The sequence below is a fragment of the Sphingobium rhizovicinum genome (assembly GCF_042647625.1).
Taxonomy (GTDB): domain Bacteria; phylum Pseudomonadota; class Alphaproteobacteria; order Sphingomonadales; family Sphingomonadaceae; genus Sphingobium; species Sphingobium rhizovicinum.
On sequence record NZ_JBHRVU010000004.1, the window covers coordinates 3,464,561 to 3,484,348 of the forward strand.

Genomic DNA, 19,788 nt, shown 5'->3' on the forward strand with positions numbered 1-19,788 from the left:
TCAGCCGACCCGCTTCATCCGCACCGGGCGGCCGCCATCCACCTTGCCCATGAAACTGCCCATTGCCGCGCGCTTGATTTCGATCGTCTGCCCGACCTTGGGATCGCGGCCAGTGACGGCTTCGGTGGTCATCCACTGGGCGCCATCCTCCAGCCCGATCTGCCACTTGCCATAGCCCAGGCTGCGCACCGATGCGATGACGGCCTCCATCCGGGCGACGCCATCTTCCTCGCCCTTGCCTTCATCCTTGTCATCGCCGCCGCCAAGGAACGGCAATTTGGGAAAGGAAAAGCCGAACAGGGTCTTGCGCGTCTTGTTAAGCTCGCCCTTGTCCAGCACGACCACTTCGTCGCGCTGGGCGGCGGCGTCCATCGCCCCGACCTGGCGGTCGAAACAGGCAAGCCGTTCTACATTATCCGCAATGGACCGGCACTGGAGCAGGTTGGTGAAAATTTCTGGCCGGGGCTGCTGCCGCTGGGGCGCCGCGCCTGCGGGTCCGACGGCAAGACACAGGATTGCCACCACAAAACAGCCGATCTTGCCTCTCATATCCGCCCTGTCCTTCATGCACGCATTCTCTGCCGCTAACATGCACCCGATGGAAATGACGTCAATATGACCGCCGCGGACCATTTTTCCCCCAGCAAGCGTCATAATCAGTCCACATCCCAGCAAGGCGATGCATGATTGCTACATTCGATTGCAACTTCACGTAACTTTCTTGCAATACAGCCGTAAAACAAAGGCGCGCCGCCCTTGTTGCATTTATGATACAGCCTTGTCCAAAAGCGGTTTTACGGCCTTTCCCACGCTTTACAGCGCCCTGAACGCCGCGCAGTTTCCTGCGATCCATATGGGGGGATCGCTGTCGGGCACCTTATCCCTCCATCTGGGCCACTCAAGTGGCAGGCCATCTGCCAAACTCCAGAGCAAGGGACTGGAACCGTGAAGACATTTTCGAAAAGGGCACTGTTGCGTGCCAGCGCCGCTCCGGCGATCCTGAGCGCGTCGCTGATCGCGACGGCTGCTTTCGCGCAGGAAGCCCCTCAGGCTGCTGACGCCCCCGCCGAAGGCGACACCATCATCGTCACCGGCTCGCTGATCAAGAACCCGAACCTTCAGTCGAACCCGGTTCTGACCACCACCGCCGACCAGATCGAACTGAAGCAGAACAACACTGCCGAAGACATTCTGCGTGAAATTCCGGGTATCGTCCCCAGCATCGGTTCGGCCGTCAACAACGGCAATGGCGGCGCTTCGTTCGTCAACCTGCGCGGCCTGGGCTCCAACCGCAACCTGGTTCTGCTCGATGGCGACCGTCTGGTCCCCGCCGAACTGAACGGCCGTTTCGACCTTAACAACGTGCCCGTCGCCCTCGTCGAGCGCGTCGACGTTCTGACCGGCGGTGCTTCGACCACCTATGGCGCGGACGCGATCTCGGGCGTCGTCAACTTCGTCACCAAGTCCGACTTCTCGGGTCTGGAAGCGAACATCTCCAACCAGATCACCGAACAGGGCGACGGCAATTATTTCCGCGCCGACGTGACCATGGGCGCCAACTTCGACGACGGCCGCGGCAACGTGGTGTTCGCCGTTGGCTATCAGCAGTCGGACCCGGTCTATCAGGGCGGCCGCAACTTCTCGGTCGACAATATCGATTCCTACAGCGGCGCCATCGGCGGTTCGGGCACGGCCACCCCGTCGCGCTTCTCGCTGGGCGCGCTCGGCACCCGTCAGGTTACGGCCGACGGCACGGCTTTCCGTTCGACCGGCGCGTTCGACGCGTTCAACTTCAACCCGTACAACATCTTCCAGACCCCGTTCGAACGCTTCAACATGTTCGGTTCGGCCAAGTATGAAGTCAGCGATGCGGTTGAAGTCTACAGCCGCGGCATCTTCTCGAAGAACACGGTTGAAACCATCATCGCACCGTCGGGTTCGTTCGGCCTGAGCGTCCAGGTGCCGGTCAGCAACCCCTATCTGAGCGCCGCCCAGCGCGCCGCTTTCTGCGCCAACAACGACTTCAACCCGAACCTGTCGGGCATCCAGTCGCTGACGACCGCAGAATGCGCCGCCGCCGCGACCGCCACCAGCACGTCGGACCCGAACTATCGCCAGTTCACCACGACTTTCTCGCGTCGTGCGACCGAACTGGGCCCGCGCGTTTCGGAATTCACCACCACCTTCTTCGACTATAAGGTCGGCGCGCGTGGCGGCATCACCGATTCGATCAGCTGGGACGTTTCGGGCGCTTATGGCGAATCGGAAAACATCCAGACCCAGCAGGGTTACTGGCTGAACAGCCGCGTCCGTCAGGCGCTGCTGGCCACCAGCACCGATGCGTGCCTGACCACCACCAACAACTGCGTCCCGCTCAACGCCTTTGGCGCTGACGGTTCGATCACCAGCGCGATGAATGCGTTCCTGACCGCCAACAGCCAGGTCACGACCAAGACCTCGCTGGCGCAGGCCAAGGGCCTGATCAGCGGCGACTTCGGCTGGACCGCTCCCTGGGCGTCGGACGCCGTGGCCTTCGCGCTCGGCGCCGAATATCGCAAATATACCGCTTCGCAGGAATCCGATCTCCTGTCGCAGTCGGGCGATCTGGGCGGCGCCGGTGGTGCAGCCCCGAATATCGAAGGCGGCTATGACGTCTACGAAGCCTATGGCGAACTCGTTCTGCCGATCGTGCAGGACAAGCCCTTCTTCGAAGAGCTGACCATTCAGGGCGGCGCTCGCTATTCCAAGTACAGCATCGATGCAGCCGGTTCGCCGGGCTACAAGACCTGGACCTGGAACGCTGGCGGCACCTGGAGCCCGGTCCGCGCCATCAAGTTCCGCGGCAACTATGCGCGCGCCGTGCGTGCGCCCAACATCGCCGAACTGTTCGCACCCAACAACACCGGCCTGACCAACCTGGCGATCGATCCGTGCGCCGGTTCGGCACCGCTGACCAACGCCAATCTGGCCGCAGTCTGCACCGCACAGGGTGGTGGCGAATATCTGGGTCTGATCGAAAACGATCCGGCTGGCCAGGTGAACTACACCTCGGGCGGCAACCTGGCTCTGTCGCCTGAAAAATCGAACAGCTGGAAGATCGGCGCCGTGTTCCAGCCGGACTTCCTGCCCGGCTTCTCGGCAACCGTCGACTATTACAACATCAAGGTCACGGGTGCGATCACCACGCCGACGCCGGGTGACGGCATCAGCGCCTGCTTCGACAATCTGTCGGCGTCCAGCGCTTCCAATCCGGCTTGCACCATCATCCGCCGCAACCCCGCGACGGGCAACCTGTTCGGTGAATCGCTGACCACCCCGGGCCTGTTCCTGGGCCTGTCGAACCTCGGCACGCTCAAGACCGACGGTGTCGACTTCACGCTCAACTATGATCGTGACATCGGTTTCGCCAAGCTGTCGCTCAGCCTGAACGGCAACTGGACCGGCAGCTCGAAGTTCCAGGCTTCGCCGTCGTCGCTGAACCGTGAATGCACCGGCTACTACTCGGTCAACTGCGCCTCCATTCAGCCCGAATGGCAGTTCTCGCAGCGCACCACGCTGGCGTTCAAGGACTTCGACATCTCGCTCCTGTGGCGCTACATCAACGGCGTGAGCTATGAACCGGCGGCTCTGGCCGACGATCTGGCCGCGGCGCTGGCGGCGAACGAAGGTCTGGACATTGACGACCAGCCCTGCCCCAACCCCACGGGCGCCGATGAAGGCGGCTGCATGGTCGATCCGGAATTCCGCAAAATTCCGGCTGAACATTATTTCGACCTGTCGGGCCGCTTCCACGTCACGGACAACATCACGCTGACCCTGACGGCGCAGAACATGTTCAACAACAAGCCCAAGGTTGTGGGTTCGACCATCGGTTCGACCGCCTACAACAGCGGCAACGTCTATCCGTCGACCTACGACGCGCTGGGCCGCCGCTACGCTGCTGCGATCAAGTTCCGCTTCTGATCCGCGCATCAGGCATGAAAAAGGAAGGGCCGGTGGAAACACCGGCCCTTTTCTTTTGCCTTCACAATCCGGTTGAAAGTGGGCGGCGGCCGGCAGGCACGCCTTCGCGCATTTGCGCGCCCCCATATATGCTGTGGTAGATGGGCGGCTGTTACGCCTGTCGAGCCAGCAGAGATTGCGGCAGGTCCAGCGCGATGCCGGCATTGCCCGCGATCACCCGCGCCCATTGCGCCACCTTTTCCACTTCCTCGCCGTGGAGTTCCAGACCGTGCCGAGCATCCTGCGCCCGCTGCCCTTGGGCAAAATCGGCGCCACTCTTGGCATCCCGCGCAAAGACCGGGCCATCGACCACCGCGGCGATCGTCGCCTGATCTAGGTCGATGTCGAACAGGCCCGCCAACGCCGCCAGACTATCTTGTGGGCGGGCCACCAATGTCTCACTGTCCAGAGTCGCCACACGCCCCCCCAGTTGCGGCGCCAGAAGCTGAAACTGGCGCTGTTGCGCCAGCCAGCCGGCGGCGGCGACCTGAATGTCGGTAAGACTGAGATAATCGTCAGGCGCGATGCCAAGCGGGGCGATCATCCCTTCGCGCATCAGCTTCATGAACAGGTCGCGCACCCACAGGCGTCCCCACATGCCCTTGCGCGCGATCGAGGCGAGATAGGCGTCGAGCGGCGCGTGAAGCAGCAGGGCGCGCGCCTGCGGCCGCAATCCCATGATCGCGGGAATGAGCGGATTGACGATGTTGGAAGGCTTCACCACCACCGCTTCGCCCCTGGCGAACGGCCGCGCCAGCAAGCGCAGCCCTTCGTCCAGGACGCGCGCGACTTCCAGTCCCTTTGCGCCGCGATGCCGCCAGCCGATCAGGTCGTTGAGCAGCACCGGCTCCTTCAGGCCCATCGCCATGCCCGGCATGTCGAAGGCGGCGGCAAGCAGGGTGGAGCAGCAGTAAGCCGAATGAAAGATGAAATGGATCGGCGCCGGCGCGGCCGACGCCGCCATTGCCTCCACGCGCCGCACCACCAGCGGTTCCTGCTCGCCCAGATGCTCGTCGGTCAGAAACGGAATGGCGGCATGAGCGGCGCGGGGCACATGGCGCATGTGAAAGGCGTCGTGGCCGGGATCATAGCGGTGCGCCAGCCATTGGGCATCGCCCATGGCGGCGGGAATGGAAGACGGCTTCATGACCATCAGCCTTCGCATGCGCATCCGCATCATACAAGCATGGCCGCATTTTCCCGCACTTGCCTGCATCGCCCCGTCTGTTAGCCAAGGGCATGAAGGACAATAGGAGCAATAGGGGCGTTATGGTTGAAGGCTTGTTGCAGCAGGCGGTGGACGCGCGGCGACAGGGGCGTGGCAAGGATGCCGAGCGCCTGTTGTTGCAGGCGCTGACCCAGCGACCGGGGACGCCGCAGATCCTGAACCTTCTGGGGCTGGTGGCGCTCGACCGGCAGGATTTCGGGGAGGCCCGCACCCATTTCCTGGCCGCAGCACAAGCCGACCCCAAAGAAGCGGCGCTATGGATGAATGTGGCGTCGGCCGAGCGGGGACTGAATGCCGCCGAAGGCGAACGCCATGCGCTGCGGCAGGCTTTGGGTGTCGACCAGCGCAACCTGATGGCGCAAATCCGCATGGCCCAGTTGCAGCAGCGGCTGGAGGAACGCCAGGACGCCGCCGACAGCTGGGGCAAGGTGCTGGCGCTGGCGGGGGGGCTGGGCGACATTCCGCCGGCGTTGGCGGATACGCTGGCGGATGCCCGCCGCTATGTCACCGATCATAAGGCCGGTTTCGCCGCCTTCATCGAACAGGGTGTTGCGGATCAGTTGAAGGCCGCAGACGTCATGGCACGCCGGCGTTTTCAAACCTGTCTGGATGTCGAGTTCGGACGGCGACCCTTGTTCCAGCATCAATGTTCAGGCCTGCACTATCCCTTCCTGCCCGCAGATGAATTTTTCGACCGGACGCATTTTCCGTGGATGGCTGAGCTAGAGGCGCAGACCGACGCCATTCGCGCCGAATTTCTGGCATTGGTGGAACGGGACGGCGCAACCGTGCGCCCCTATGTCCGGCAGGATGCCGGCACGCCCGACAATAAATGGACGGCGCTGGACGGATCGCTCGACTGGGGCGCCGCCTTTCTGTGGGAATATGGCGTGCGCAACGAAGCCGTCTGCGCCGCATGCCCCAATACCGTCGCGGCGCTGGAAGCGCTGCCCCGCGCCGACATTCCCGGGCGGGCGCCTTCAGTCTTCTTTTCTCTGCTGAAGCCGCGCAGCCACATTCCGGCGCACACCGGCGTCACCAATACGCGTGCAATCGTGCATCTGCCGCTGATCGTCCCGCCCGGCTGCGCTTTTCGTGTCGGCGGCGAAACAAGGGCATGGGAAGAAGGCAAGGCCTTCGCCTTCGATGACACGATCGATCATGAGGCCTGGAATGAGAGCGACCATTTGCGCGTGGTGCTGATCTTCGACGTGTGGAACCCGCATTTGTCACTTGAAGAGCAGCTGTTGTTGAAGCAATTCTATGCCACGGCCGATGCCAGCAGGAAGACAGGCGTCTGATCCGGCATCCATGGCAAGACGGACTGACAGGCCCGTCGATTTTTCGGGGAGATTGTGCGTGCGTGTTTTGAAGGCAGTGATCGTGAGTGGCCTTTTCGTCATGGCGATGCCGGCTCTGGCGGAGGAAAAGCCCAAGCTGGAGCGGAACGATCCCAATGCGGTGCGGTGCAAGCGGCTGACCGTTACCGGATCGCTGGTGGCCAAGCAGCGCATCTGCAAGACCAACGCCGAATGGCGCGCCATCAGCGAACAGCAGAATCGCGACGCCGATGATCTGATCACCCGCAACCGCGCGGGCATGAACCCCAGCGGCTGACCCTGACGGCGGGGGCACGCTTTGTAAAGCAGCCCCCGCCCCGGCAAATTACGCGACGCTGAGCGCCAATGCCCCGTCGCCATCCTCTACCCTGACGGTCGATCCGTCCGGCACGTCGCCGCGCAGGATCAGGTCGGCCAGTGGGTCTTGCAGATAGCGCTGCACCGCCCGCTTGAGCGGCCGGGCACCATAGACAGGGTCATAGCCGACGCGGCCCAGCCATGCCCGCGCGCCTTCGCTGAGGTCGAGGACGATCTTGCGATCCTTGAGCAGCTTGCCGATGCGTGCGACCTGGATGTCGACGATCGGGGCCATATGGGCCGCGCCCAGACGATGGAACAGGATCACTTCGTCCAGCCGGTTCAAAAATTCCGGGCGGAAATGGGCGCGGACGACGTCCATCACCTGATCCTCGACCTTCTCCACCGGCTCATCATCGCCAAGGCTGGTCAGATATTGGCTGCCCAGATTGGAGGTCAGCACGATGATCGTGTTGGTGAAGTCGACCGTGCGCCCCTGCCCGTCAGTCAGGCGGCCATCGTCCAGCACCTGCAGCAGGATGTTGAACACATCGCCATGCGCCTTTTCGACCTCATCGAACAGGACGACCTGATAGGGACGGCGGCGGACGGCTTCGGTCAGGACGCCGCCTTCCTCATAGCCGACATAGCCCGGAGGCGCACCGATCAGGCGGGCGACCGAATGCTTCTCCATGAATTCGCTCATGTCGATGCGCACCATCGCGGCGTCGTCATCGAACAGGAAGCCGGCCAGCGCCTTGGTCAGTTCGGTCTTGCCGACGCCCGTGGGGCCAAGGAAAAGGAAGCTGCCGAGCGGCCGGTTGGGATCTTGCAGGCCCGCGCGGCTGCGGCGCACGGCGGTCGACACGGCCTTCACCGCATCGGCCTGCCCGATGACGCGCTGGCCCAGCACCGATTCCATGTTGAGCAGCTTTTCGCGCTCGCCCTCCATCATCCGGTCGACCGGGATGCCGGTCCAGCGGGAAACGACGGCGGCGATGTCGTCCGCCGTCACTTCTTCGCGCAGCATCGCGCCGGCGGATGCGGTCTGCGCCTCCTCCAACTGCTTTTCCAGCGCGGGGATGGTGCCATATTGCAGTTCGCCCGCCTTGCCATATTCGCCCGACCGCTGCGCCTGCTCCAGCTGGATGCGCGCAGCGTCCAGTTGCTCCTTCAGCTTCGCCTCGCCGGCGATTTTGTCCTTTTCCGCCTGCCAGCGGGTGGTGAGCGCGGCGGACTGTTCCTCCAGATTGGCGAGGTCCGATTCCAGCGTGGCGAGCCGGTCCTTTGACGCGGCGTCGCTTTCCTTCTTCAGCGCTTCGCGCTCGATCTGAAGCTGCATGATGCGGCGGTCGAGATTTTCAATCTCTTCGGGCTTGCTCTCCACCTCCATGCGGATGCGCGATGCAGCCTCATCCATCAGGTCGATCGCCTTGTCGGGCAGGAAACGGTCGGTGATGTAGCGGTTCGACAGGGTTGCAGCCGAAACGATCGCGGCGTCGGCGATGCGGACGCCATGATGCGCCTCATATTTCTCCTTGATGCCGCGCAGGATGGAGATGGTGTCCTCCACCGTCGGTTCGCCGACGAACACCGGCTGGAACCGCCGCTGGAGCGCGGGGTCCTTCTCCACATATTTGCGATATTCGTCGAGCGTGGTCGCGCCGATACAATGGAGTTCGCCGCGCGCCAGAGCAGGCTTCAGCAGATTGCCGGCGTCCATCGCACCTTCTGACTTGCCCGCGCCGATCAGCGTGTGCATTTCATCGATGAAGAGGATGATCTGGCCGTCCGCCCCCTTCACCTCGTCCAGCACGCCTTTGAGGCGCTCCTCGAACTCGCCGCGATATTTCGCGCCGGCGATCAGCGACCCCATGTCGAGCGCCATCAAGGTGCGGTCTTTCAGCGTATCGGGCACGTCGCCATTGGCGATGCGCAGCGCGAGGCCTTCGGCGATCGCGGTCTTGCCGACGCCGGGTTCACCGATCAGCACCGGATTGTTCTTGGTCCGGCGCGCAAGAATCTGGATGGTGCGGCGGATTTCCTCGTCCCGTCCGATGACCGGATCGAGCTTGCCAGCCCGCGCGGCGTCCGTCAGGTCGCGGGCGAATTTCTTGAGCGCGTCATAGCGATCTTCCGCGCCCGCCGTGTCGGCGGTGCGACCGCCGCGCAGGCTGTTGATCGCAGCGTTCAGCGCTTCGGGCTTTACACCGGCAGCAGCGAGAGCCTTGCCCGCCGTCGTCGTCGTGGCGAGGGTGAGCGCCAGCAGCAGCCGTTCGACCGTGACGAAACTGTCACCGGCCCTGGTCGCCACCTGCTCGGCGGAATCGAGCACGCGCACGGCATCATTATCGAGGCCGGGCGTCTGCTGCGCGCCGCTGCCCGAAACGGCCGGGACTTTCGCCAGCGCCGCATCGGTGTCGCGCAGCGCGACGTCTGCCGAACCGCCCGCTGCCTTGATAAGCCCTGACGCCATGCCCTGCTGGTCCTCCAGCAGCGCCTTTAGCAAATGTTCCGGGCCGATCCGCTGATGGCTCATGCGGATCGCCACGGTTTGCGCCGACTGGAGGAAGCCCTTGGCGCGATCGGTGAATTTTTCGAGGTTCATGTGCATCCACTCAAATTGATGGCGACGATGTAGTGTTGCTCAAAAACCACACAAGAGGCGATGCGTGATTATCCTTATTTGGGTGCCTTGGGCGCATCGGGCGCGAACAGATCACCGAAGAAATCCTGCGCGAACCAGAGCGGCGGCGTATCGCCATCGGCCATGGCGCGGGTGATGCGGTAATTGGCCTGCGCGAAGCGGGCGCCGGCGTCCCAGTCGATCTTCTGGTTCATGTCGTCGCCGGGGTGGTGATAGGCGCCGCCCAGAAAGTCTCCCCATGCCTTTTCCCCGCCATTGGCATAGCCGGTGGCGAGGAAGACGGCAGGCACGCCCTGTTTCACGAACATATAATGGTCGGAACGCACGAAGATCGTTTCCTGCGGCATCGGATCGGGCGAGAGCTTCACGCCCATCGGCGCGACGGCTTTTGCGACGATCGGTCCCAGCGTCGAATGGTTCGCGCCAAAGGCGATGACGTCGGTGAAGGGATAGAGCAGCAGCGGCATGTCGAGATCGACATTGCCGACGATCTGTTTGATCGGGACGCTGGGATGGCGGGCATAATAGTCGGCGCCCAGCAGCCCCTTTTCCTCGCCGGTGGAGGCGAGGAAGATGATCGAACGGCGCGGCTTGTCCGGCGATTGGGCCATGGCGCGGGCGACCTCCAGCATGGTGGCGATGCCTGCGCCATTGTCCAGCGCGCCATTGTTGATCCGGTCCTTGTCCGCCGGATCGCCGGCTTTCGCCGGGCTGACGCCAATATGGTCAAGATGCGCCGAGAGGACGACATATTCGTCTTTCAGCTTCGGGTCGCTGCCGGGCAGGATGGCGACAACATTGGGGCTGGTGACGCGCTGGCTGACGCTGTCGGCCCGGATCGTGACGCTGGTTTTGAGCGCAAAGCCTTTGGGCTTGCCGCCCGCTTTGTCGGCGGTCTTGCGGATGGCGGCGATGGTCGTGGGCGCGCCGGCGAACAGGGCCTGCGCCGCCGAATCGTTCAACGCGGCCGAGGCCCGCAGGCCCGGCGCGGCCTCGAACGGCACGCCTTCGGGCGACACCCAGGTGAAATCGGGTTCGTCGGCCATTTGCACCATGCGCGCCCAGGGCCGCGCCTTCATCGACTGAAGCGTGCCGAAGGACAGCATGCCGATCGCGCCATGCGCTTCGGCGATCTTGCCCTTGGTCGCGGACAGATGCGCGCCCTCTTCACTCGGCAATCCCTTGGGATAGCCGCGCAGGGTGACGACGATCTTCCCCTTCACGTCGAGACCGGCATAATCGTCGAGGCCAAGCCGCTTATTTTCGAGGCCATAGCCCACGAACACCAGCGGCGCGGTGACATCCAGATGCGGTTCGGCGGCGTTGAGACCCACCAGCACATCGCCGGCATGGGTGAAGCGCTTCGCCTCTCCTGCGCCGGAGACGGTCAGCGTGGCGGGCGTCTGGCCGAACTCGGTCTTCTGGAAGCCGATGCGCTGAAACCAGCTGACCCCATTTGCACCGGCGTCGCCGGCCGGCTTCAGGCCCAGCCCGTCAAATTGACTGGCGACATAGCGGGCCGCGATTTCATGGCCTTCGCTGCCGGTGTCGCGGCCGGCCAGCAGGTCGTCGGCCAGAAATTCGACATGGGCGCGCACCGCTGCGGGCGAGAAGATGGGATCAGCGGGAGATTGCGCGGAAAGGGCGACAGGCAGGACGAGAGCGGAGGCGGCTGCCAGCAGGGCCAGACGGTTCATGCGGGAAAGGGCTTTCTGGATAAGGAGCTATGGCGACAGGATTGCCGCCCTGCATCGCGCCTGTCCACCCTTTGCGTATTGCACGCCTATCACGCCCCGCTATGGTGCGGCCATCGTGGCGCGTCCGTCGCCATATGGTCCGTAGCTCTTGCCAGAGGCCCTTCATGACCCTTTCTTCCCTATCGCGCCGGCTGCCCCTGCTGATCGGCCTGTCCACGCTTGCCCTGATGCCGGCGACTGCGCGTGCCCAAGGAGCCACTGCGAGCGCCGCGCCCGCGCCGCTTTCCAGCCTCGTGTCGAAGGTCGACATTCCTTATGAGGAGTTCAGGCTGGCCAATGGACTGCGCGTGATCGTCCATACCGACCGCAAAGCGCCGGTGGTGGCGGTGTCGATATGGTATCATGTCGGTTCGCGCTATGAGCCGGCGGGCAAGACGGGCTTTGCCCATCTGTTCGAACATCTGATGTTCTATGGCTCGGAAAATGCCGACGGTCCCTTCTTCGGGCGGCTGGAGGATATTGGCGCGACCGACTGGAACGGCACGACCTGGTTCGACCGCACCAACTATTTCGAAACGGTGCCGACCGGCGCGCTCGACCGGGCGCTGTTCCTGGAATCGGACCGCATGGGCCATTTGCTGGGCGCGGTGACGCAGGTGAAGCTGGATACCCAGCGCGGCGTGGTGCAGAATGAAAAGCGGTCGGGCGAAAATGAACCCTATGGCCTGGTCGAATATGCGCAGTTGGCGGCGCTGCTGCCCGAAGGCCATCCCTATCGCCATTCGACCATCGGTTCGATGGCGGACCTGAATGGCGCGAGCCTGGCCGACGTGCAGAGCTGGTTCAAGACCCATTATGGCCCGAACAACGCCGTGCTGGTGCTGGCCGGCGACATCGACGCCGCGACCGCCAGGGCCAAGGTGGAGAAGTGGTTCGGCAATATCCCGGCCGGCCCGGCCCCCAAGGATGTCGATGCAAGCGTCCCGACCCTGCCCAAGGATGTCGAGCTGACGATGCATGACAATGTCGCGGCCACCCGCCTCTATCGCAACTGGGTGGTGCCCGGCGTCAATTCGGCCGATTTGCAGCAGCTGGATCTGGCCATGACCGTGTTTGGCGGGTTGGGATCTTCGCGACTGGACAATGCGCTGGTGCGGGACGAGAAGGTCGCCGTTGCGGTCAAGGCCAGCATCCAGCCGTTCGAGAAGCTGAGCTTTGCCGAGATCACCGTCGATGTGAAGCCGGGCGTGGACCCGGTGGCGGTGGGCAAGCGGCTGGACGCGCTGCTGGCCGACTATCTGGCCAAGGGGCCGACCGCTGACGAGGTCTTGCGCGCGGCCACCGGGCAGGCATCGGGCACGATTTCGGGGCTGGAGAAGGTCGGCGGTTTTTCCGGCAAGGCGGTGACGCTGGCCGAGGGCGCGGTCTATTCCGACGATCCGGGCAAATATAAGAAGGATCTGGCCGTCTATGCCGCCGCAACGCCGCAGAGCGTGGCCGAAGTCGCGCGCAAATGGCTGAGCCGGCCGGTGTTGCGGCTGACCGTCGCGCCGGGCGAGCGGTCCGCAGCCGACAATGCGCTGGCGGGCAATGCGAAGGCCGAGGGCGCAGGGGCCGGGCACAAGCCCGCCTTCTTCCGCAATCCCGATGCGCCGGCCCCGGCGGCCGCAACGCCGCCGGCCCCGACGAAGATCGCCGAACCGCCGATCGAGCCGGTCAAGGATCTGGACTTCCCCAATGTCGAGCATGCAACGCTGAAGAACGGCATCAAGGTCGTGTTCGCGCAGCGCAGCGCCGTGCCGACGGTGCGCATATCGGTTGCGTTCGACGCGGGCAATGCCGCGGACGACAAGGCGAAGCTGGGCACGGCGGGCCTGATGGCGGCGCTGCTGGATGAAGGCACCAAGACCCGGTCGTCGGTGCAGATCGCCGAGGAGCAGGAGCGGCTGGGCGCGTCGATCAGCGCGGGCAACAGCATGGACCGCACCTCTGTCGGCCTGTTCGCGCTCAAGCCCAATCTGGACGCCTCGCTGGGCCTGCTGGCCGATGTGATCCGCAATCCCGCCTTTGCCCCGGCTGAAGTCGAGCGGCTGCGCGGGCAGGTGCTGACCCGGATCAAGGCGGAAAAGACCGAGCCGATGGCGATCGCGCAGCGCATGCTGCCGCCCCTGCTCTATGGGCAGGCGCATCCCTATGGCATTCCCTTCACCGGATCGGGCACCGAGACAGGGGTGAAGGCGGTGACGCGGGCGGACCTGACCGCCTTCCATGACAAGTGGATGCGGCCCGACAATGCGACCATCTTCGTCGCGGGCGACACGAGCCTGGCCGAATTGCTGCCGCTGCTGGACAAGCGCTTTGGCGACTGGAAGGCCCCGGCGACCGAGAAGGGCGCGAAGCTGTTCCGCATGGATCGCATGATGCGGCCGGCGAAGATCGTGCTGATCGACAAGCCGCAAAGCCCGCAGTCGATGATCCTGGCGGGCCTGCTGACCAACAAGTCGGGCACCGACAATCCGGTCACGCTGCAAACCGCCAATGAAGTGCTGGGCGGCAGCACGACGTCGCGCCTGTGGATGGACCTGCGCGAAACCAAGGGCTGGGCCTATGGCGTGGGCACGGCGCTGTCGGGCGTCAAGGAAACCATTCCCCTGCTGGTCTATGCCCCGGTCCAGACCGACAAGACCGGCGAATCCATCCTGGCCCTGCGCAAGGACATGACCGAGTTTCTGACGACCAAGGGCACGACCGAGGCCGAGCGCAACCAGACGATCAACAGCCAGATCCTGTCCCTGCCGGGCAGTTTCGAAACATCGTCCGACCTGCTGAGCGCGATGATGCGCAACAGCCTGATCGGCCGGGCGGACGATTATTATGAGACGCTGCCCAAAACCTATCGCGCGATGACGGCGGCGGATTTCGACAAGGCCGCGCGCGAGGCGATTCATCCCGACCGGCTGATCTGGGTCGTGGTGGGCGACGCGAAACTGGTGCGGCCGCAGCTTGACGCGGTGGGCCTGCCGGTGGAAATGGGAACGCTCGCCGATTGACGGGTACGTAAAGGAGAATGACGATGGCTGATGTGGATGGCGCTTATGATTGCGTGGCCAAGACGCCGATGGGCGACCAGAAGGGCGTGTTCACGGTCATCAGCAGCGGCGACCGCTTCAACGGCACCTTTGCCGGCATGATGGGATCGCTGGACGTGGTCGACGGCAAGGTTGAGGGCGCGAAGCTGACCTGGAAGATGGAAATGACCATGCCGATGCCGATGACGCTGGAGTGCGAAGCGGACGTGGCGGGCGACGCCATTACCGGCACGATGCAGCTGGGTGCGTTCGGCGCTTCGGCGTTCAGCGGTACGCGCCGGGCCTGATCTGACGGCCTGACCGGAGTCACAATCGGCCCGGACCATGTTGCACGGCATGGTCCGGGCCGATTGCGTTTTGTGCATATGCGACAGCGAAGTGGACAGTTGCGCGTGAGATTGCATTGATCCATTAGTTAGCTACCTAATGGATATGGCAATGATCGATTCGAGGCGCCTGCTGGCGCATAAAATGGCCCCCGTCGCGCGCGGGTGGCGGCAGCTGGCCGACAGCGCGCTCGCCCGTTTCGGCGTGTCGAACAGCGCGGGCTGGTGCCTGATCCACATCGACCGCATGGGCGGCGACGTGCGGCAGGCGGAACTGGCCGAATCGCTGGACATCAGCCAGCCGTCGCTGGTGCGCACGCTGGATCAGGTGCAGGCGGCCGGACTGGTCGCGCGCACGCCGCATCCCGAAGACAAGAGATCCAACATCATCGCGCTGACGCCGGCCGGGCAGGAGCTGGTCGGCCAGATCGAGGCGCAGCTGGGCGCATTGCGCGACGACCTGTTGCGCGATGTGCCCGACGAACTGATCGAGATCATGGTGGAGATGCTGGACATATTGGGCGAACGCATCGCCGAGCGGCGGAGTCGCATGTGACCCTGCACATGATGAGCGAGAGATTCGGCGTTCCCGCCGCGCTCTTTTCCCTCAAATGCCTGGCCGCTTCGATGCTGGCGCTGTACGTGGCCTTCAGCATCGGGCTGGAGCGCCCCTATTGGGCGTTCCTGACCAGCTATATCGTCGCCCAGCCCATGGCCGGCGCGGTGATTTCCAAGGCGCTGTTCCGCATCATCGGCACCTTCACGGGCGCGATGTTCGCGGTCGCAGTCGTGCCGCCGCTGGTCAATTCGCCCGAATTGCTGTCGCTCGCCATGGCGAGCTGGACGGGACTGTGCGTGTTCGTGTCGCTGCTGGACCGCACGCCGCGCGGCTATATGTTCGTGCTGGCGGGCTATACCGCCTGCCTGATCGTCTTTCCCGACGTCGATACGCCGCAGACCATCTTCACCGTGGCGTCGCTGCGCGTGCAGGAAATCCTGATCGGGATATTGTGCGGCAGCCTGATCCATGGCGTCATCCTGCCCGGATCGATCACCGGCGTCCTGCTGGCCCGGGTGGAGGCGATATTGCGCGACGCCGAGCGCTGGTCGCGCGACGCGATTGCGATCGAGCCGGTCGCCGGGCTGGACGCCGAACGCCGCCGGCTGGCCCAGGACGTCACCGAATTGCACCAGATGTCGGCGCATCTGCCCTTCGACATCAGCCGCCTTGCCCCGCGTGTGCGCACAGTCCGCGCGTTGCAGGATCAATTGTCGATGCTGTTGCCGCTGGGCGCGGCGGTGGAGGACCGGCTGGCGCAGCTGAAGGCCGCGCATGACGGCATTGTGCCGCCACAGGTCGAAGCGCTGATCGCCGATGTGCGGCGGTGGCTGGACACGCCCGCGCCCGACAATGACGTGCGGGCGCAGCGGGCGCAGGCGCTGATCGAGCGTTGCATGGCGATGGAGCCGGAGGCGTCGGCGCAGATGGACTGGGGCGAGATGATGCGCCTGAGCCTCTATGCCCGGCTGGCGTCGCTGGTGGCGGTGCATCGCGATTGCCGCGACCTGCACGACCAGATGGAAACGCACAGCCGCGCCGCCGTGACGCCGCGCGTCGCCGAACTGCTGGAAGGGCGGCGCAACCGCGAGATGCACCGCGACGTCGCTGGGGCGGCGCGCGGCGCCTTTGCCGCGTTCATGACCATCGCCATCGGATGCGCCCTGTGGATCGGCAGCGGATGGAAGGATGGCGGCAGCGCCGTCATGCTGGCCGGCGTATTCCTGTCGCTGTTTTCCGCGTCGGACAATCCGCTGGCACCGCTGAAGGGCTTCATGATCGGCACGATCGCCGCATCCGTGCTGGGTGCCGTCTATGGCTATGCGATCATGCCCCGGCTGGACGGTTTTGGCATGCTGGCGCTGGCCTATGCGCCGATGCTGCTGCTGCTGGGCGCGATGATGGCCTCCCCCCGCTGGATGGGCATCGCGCTGCCGACATTGCTGGGGCTGGGCAGCCCGGTGCTGCTGTCCGACCATTATGTCAGCGCCTTTGGCCCCTATATCAACGGCGCGATCGCGCAGATCGTGGGCATCTGGTTCGCGATCATCATGGCAGGGCTGTTCCAGTCGGCCGGGGTCGAGCGGGCGATCCGCCGCACCATCAGGGCCGGATGGACCGACATCGCCAATCGCGCAACGAAAATGTCGCCGCCCGACGTGCGTGGCTGGATCAACCGGATGCTCGATCGCATCGCCCTGCTCGCCCCGCGTCTGGCCGCCACCCGGCGGGACAGCGGCAAGCCGCTGTATGACGCGCTGCGCGACCTGCGCACCGGCGTCGCCATCGGCGAATTGCGGCAATTGCGGCTGGACCTGCCGGTGCAGCAGACCGGGCCGCTGGCCACCGTATTGCAGGGCGTCAGCCGCCATTACCGGCAGATGGACCCGGATGCGCCGCAGCCGGCCGACCCCGCCCTGCTGAACGACATTGATGCGGCGATCGACGATCTAGCGGCCAATCCCCGCCCGTCCATCCGCCGCGAAGCGGTGCTGGGCCTCGTCAGCCTGCGCCGCAACCTGTTCCCCGACGCAACAGGGTACAGGCTGGGCTATCGGAGGGCCATCGCATGACCGGAGAGATCGCTTTGGGCGGCATCTTCATCCCTACCCTGTTGCTGCTGGCGCTGGTCGCGCTGGTGCTGGCCTGGGTCGTCACCCGCCTGATCGGCGCGGCCGGCCTGTATCGCTTCCTCGCCTATCGGGCGGTCGTCGACCTCAGCATCTTCGTGCTGATCCTGGGCGGCCTCGCCATCCTCGTCCCCACCCTTGGAATCCGTTTATGAACCGCGTCACAACCATGCTGATCCGCAGCGCCGCCACCATCGCCCTTGTCACCGCCGCCACGATCGCGGCGATCTGGATGTGGAATCATTATGAGGGCAGCCCCTGGACCCGCGACGGGCGGGTGCGCGCCGATGTGGTGCGGGTGACGCCGGACATTAGCGGCCTCGTCACATCGGTGGCGGTGCATGACAATCAGCAGGTGAAGGCGGGCGACCTGCTGTTCGTGATCGACACGCCGCGTTATTCGATGGCGCTGGAGGAAGCGAACGCCCGGATCGCCAGTGCGCAGGCGACGCTGGGACAGGCGCGGCGCGAGGCGCGGCGCGACACGGCGCTGGGCGATCTGGTCGCGGCGGAAACGCATGAGCAGAATCTGGCCAAGGTCGAAACCGCGCAGGCGGCGCTGGCCGAAGCCTATAGCGCGCGCGATGCGGCGGCGCTGAACCTGAAGCGCACGAAGATATTGGCGTCGGTCAATGGCGTCGTCACCAATCTGGACCTGCATCCGGGCGATTATGTCGGCGCGGGCAGCCAGGCCATGGCGCTGATCGACAGCGATTCGGTGCGGGTCGAAGGCTATTTCGAGGAAACCAAGCTGCCGCTGGTCTGCATTGGCGCGCCGGTGACGGTGCGGCTGATGGGCGAGGCGCAGGATGTGCATGGCCGGGTGGAAAGCATCGCCTATGGCATCAACGACGACAGCCGCAGCGATTCCAGCAACCTGCTGCCCACGGTCGAGCCGACCTTTTCCTGGGTGCGGCTGGCCCAGCGCATTCCGGTGCGGGTGAAGCTGGAAAAGGTGCCAGCGGGGCTGCGCCTGATTTCCGGCCGCACCGCGACCGTGACGGTGCAGCCGGCGGGCAAGGACGCCAAGCCGGGGGAATGCCGCCATGCGTAACCCCCTTTACGCGCCGCTGCTGGCGCTGAGTCTGGCCGCCTGCGCCACCGCCGGGCCGGATTATCGCCCGCCCGAACAGTCCGCCGCGACCACGCCGGGGGCGACCGGGGCCTTCCATTCGGCGCAGGGCGGGCAATTTTCGCAAGCCGAACTGCCCGATCACTGGTGGCGGCTTTATGCCGACCCGCAGCTCGACGCGCTGGTCGAACAGGCGCTGAGCGCCAATGCCGACCTGCGCAGCGCGAACGCCAATCTGGAAAAGGCGCAGGCCGTGCTGCGCGAGGCGCAGGCGGGCCGCGACATCACGACAACGATCAGCGGCGGCGAGACGATTGCGCGCGCATCGGGCGTGTCGCAGCATCTGCCCGGCACGGTCGGCTATGATCTGGGGCTGGCGGCATCCTATCCGCTGGACCTGAACGGCCGGATCAAGCGCGCGATCGAAGCGAGCGGGGCCGATGTGGAGGCGGTGACGGCGGCGCGCGACTATGTGCGCGTCAGCGTGGCGGCGGCCACGACGCAGGCCTATGCGCAGGTGTGCGCCGCCAATTACACCCTGACCGTCAACCGCAAGGTGGTGGCGTTGCAGCGCGACACGCTGGACGCGACGCGGCGGCTGGCCAAGGGCGGGCGCGGCACCGCGTTCGACGTCAGCCGGGCGCAGGCGGCGGTGGATGTGAGCGAGGCGGCGCTGCCCGGCTTTGCGGCGCAGCGACAAAATGCGCTCTATCTGCTGGCGACATTGCTGGGCCGGGCGCCGGCCGACTATCCGCGCGAGGTGGAGAATTGCGCGACGCTGCCGACGCTGGGCCAGCCTTTGCCGGTGGGCGACGGCGCGGCGCTGATCCGGCGGCGGCCCGACATAAGGCAGGCCGAACGCACTATTGCGGGTGATACGGCGCGGCTGGGCGTCGCGACGGCGGACCTCTATCCGCAGGTCAGCATCGGCGGATCGGTGGGGCTGACCGGGCCGCTCAAGGATTTCGGATCGGGATCGGCCTTTGGCTTCAGCCTGGGGCCGTTGCTGAGCTGGCGCTTCCCCAACCGGCCGGTGGTGAAGGCGCAGATCGCGCAGGCCGATGCGCAGGTGAAGGCCGATCTGGCCGGCTTCGACGCATCGGTGCTGGAGGCGCTGCGTCAGACCGAGACGGCGCTGGAAACCTACCGCCGCAATGCCGAGCAGGCGGGCGCGCTGGACCGGGCGCGCGACAGCGCGGGCGTGTCGGCGGGACAGGCGGGCAAGCTGTTTCGCTTTGGCCGGGGCGATTTCCTGTCGCTGCTGGACGCGCAGCGCAGCCTGGCGAGCGCGGAAGCCTCCGCCGCGGCTGCGCGCGCGCAGCTGGTGCAGGATCAGATCGCCATCTTCCTGGCGCTGGGCGGCGGCTGGTCCTAGGGCCATCGACATTCAGCCCTGGCGGGC

14 protein-coding genes are annotated in these 19,788 nt (G+C 65.1%); 10 read left to right on the forward strand and 4 right to left on the reverse strand.

Annotated elements, in window-relative coordinates; translation table 11 throughout:
* Window positions 1-549, reverse strand: coding sequence for a hypothetical protein (locus tag ACFOKF_RS18200; RefSeq protein ID WP_380797446.1), 549 nt, complete (start codon window positions 547-549; stop codon window positions 1-3).
* A 396-nt stretch (window positions 550-945) separates the two neighbouring features.
* On the opposite strand from ACFOKF_RS18200, the gene ACFOKF_RS18205 reads away from it, so the two are divergent.
* On the forward strand, window positions 946-3,963 hold the full coding sequence (locus tag ACFOKF_RS18205; protein ID WP_380797447.1) for a TonB-dependent receptor domain-containing protein: 3,018 nt from the start codon (window positions 946-948) through the stop codon (window positions 3,961-3,963).
* A 151-nt stretch (window positions 3,964-4,114) separates the two neighbouring features.
* Here the strand turns inward: ACFOKF_RS18205 and ACFOKF_RS18210 are convergent, their stop codons facing one another.
* On the reverse strand, window positions 4,115-5,149 hold the full coding sequence (locus ACFOKF_RS18210; protein ID WP_380797448.1) for a hypothetical protein: 1,035 nt from the start codon (window positions 5,147-5,149) through the stop codon (window positions 4,115-4,117).
* A 122-nt stretch (window positions 5,150-5,271) separates the two neighbouring features.
* On the opposite strand from ACFOKF_RS18210, the gene ACFOKF_RS18215 reads away from it, so the two are divergent.
* A complete protein-coding gene (locus tag ACFOKF_RS18215; RefSeq protein ID WP_380797450.1) occupies window positions 5,272-6,531 on the forward strand; it encodes an aspartyl/asparaginyl beta-hydroxylase domain-containing protein in 1,260 nt (419 codons plus the stop codon).
* 100 nt (window positions 6,532-6,631) lie between these two features.
* Window positions 6,632-6,847, forward strand: a complete 216-nt coding sequence (locus tag ACFOKF_RS18220; RefSeq protein ID WP_380797877.1) for a hypothetical protein — start codon at window positions 6,632-6,634, stop codon at window positions 6,845-6,847.
* A gap of 48 nt (window positions 6,848-6,895) precedes the next feature.
* On the opposite strand, the gene clpB is transcribed toward ACFOKF_RS18220, so the two are convergent.
* Together clpB and ACFOKF_RS18230 are read right to left on the reverse strand one after the other, a co-directional pair.
* The gene (gene clpB / locus ACFOKF_RS18225; RefSeq protein ID WP_380797451.1) at window positions 6,896-9,475 is read right to left on the reverse strand and encodes an ATP-dependent chaperone ClpB; all 2,580 of its coding nucleotides are present in this window, start codon (window positions 9,473-9,475) and stop codon (window positions 6,896-6,898) included.
* Between the two features lie 74 nt (window positions 9,476-9,549).
* Window positions 9,550-11,211 (reverse strand): M28 family metallopeptidase, encoded by a 1,662-nt coding sequence (locus ACFOKF_RS18230; RefSeq protein WP_380797452.1) that lies wholly within the window; start codon window positions 11,209-11,211, stop codon window positions 9,550-9,552.
* A 164-nt stretch (window positions 11,212-11,375) separates the two neighbouring features.
* Between ACFOKF_RS18230 and ACFOKF_RS18235 the strand changes: the two genes are divergently transcribed.
* The 7 genes from ACFOKF_RS18235 (at window position 11,376) to ACFOKF_RS18265 (ending at window position 19,761) form a co-directional block, all read left to right on the forward strand.
* Window positions 11,376-14,261, forward strand: coding sequence for a M16 family metallopeptidase (locus ACFOKF_RS18235; RefSeq protein ID WP_380797454.1), 2,886 nt, complete (start codon window positions 11,376-11,378; stop codon window positions 14,259-14,261).
* 23 nt (window positions 14,262-14,284) lie between these two features.
* Window positions 14,285-14,587 carry a hypothetical protein gene (locus ACFOKF_RS18240; protein ID WP_380797456.1) on the forward strand — a complete coding sequence of 101 codons (303 nt, stop codon included), beginning with the start codon at window positions 14,285-14,287 and terminating at the stop codon, window positions 14,585-14,587.
* A gap of 151 nt (window positions 14,588-14,738) precedes the next feature.
* Window positions 14,739-15,182 carry a MarR family winged helix-turn-helix transcriptional regulator gene (locus ACFOKF_RS18245; protein WP_380797458.1) on the forward strand — a complete coding sequence of 148 codons (444 nt, stop codon included), beginning with the start codon at window positions 14,739-14,741 and terminating at the stop codon, window positions 15,180-15,182.
* 11 nt (window positions 15,183-15,193) lie between these two features.
* Entirely contained in the window at window positions 15,194-17,257 is a 2,064-nt protein-coding gene (locus ACFOKF_RS18250; protein WP_380797878.1) for an FUSC family protein, read from the forward strand.
* Entirely contained in the window at window positions 17,254-17,469 is a 216-nt protein-coding gene (locus ACFOKF_RS18255; RefSeq protein ID WP_380797459.1) for a DUF1656 domain-containing protein, read from the forward strand. Before ACFOKF_RS18250 ends, ACFOKF_RS18255 begins: the two co-directional genes overlap by 4 nt.
* The gene (locus ACFOKF_RS18260; protein ID WP_380797461.1) at window positions 17,466-18,368 is read left to right on the forward strand and encodes an efflux RND transporter periplasmic adaptor subunit; all 903 of its coding nucleotides are present in this window, start codon (window positions 17,466-17,468) and stop codon (window positions 18,366-18,368) included. The genes ACFOKF_RS18255 and ACFOKF_RS18260 overlap by 4 nt, the downstream gene beginning before the upstream one ends.
* Window positions 18,361-19,761, forward strand: a complete 1,401-nt coding sequence (locus tag ACFOKF_RS18265) for an efflux transporter outer membrane subunit (protein ID WP_380797462.1) — start codon at window positions 18,361-18,363, stop codon at window positions 19,759-19,761. The genes ACFOKF_RS18260 and ACFOKF_RS18265 overlap by 8 nt, the downstream gene beginning before the upstream one ends.
* Window positions 19,762-19,788: the final 27 nt, after the last annotated feature.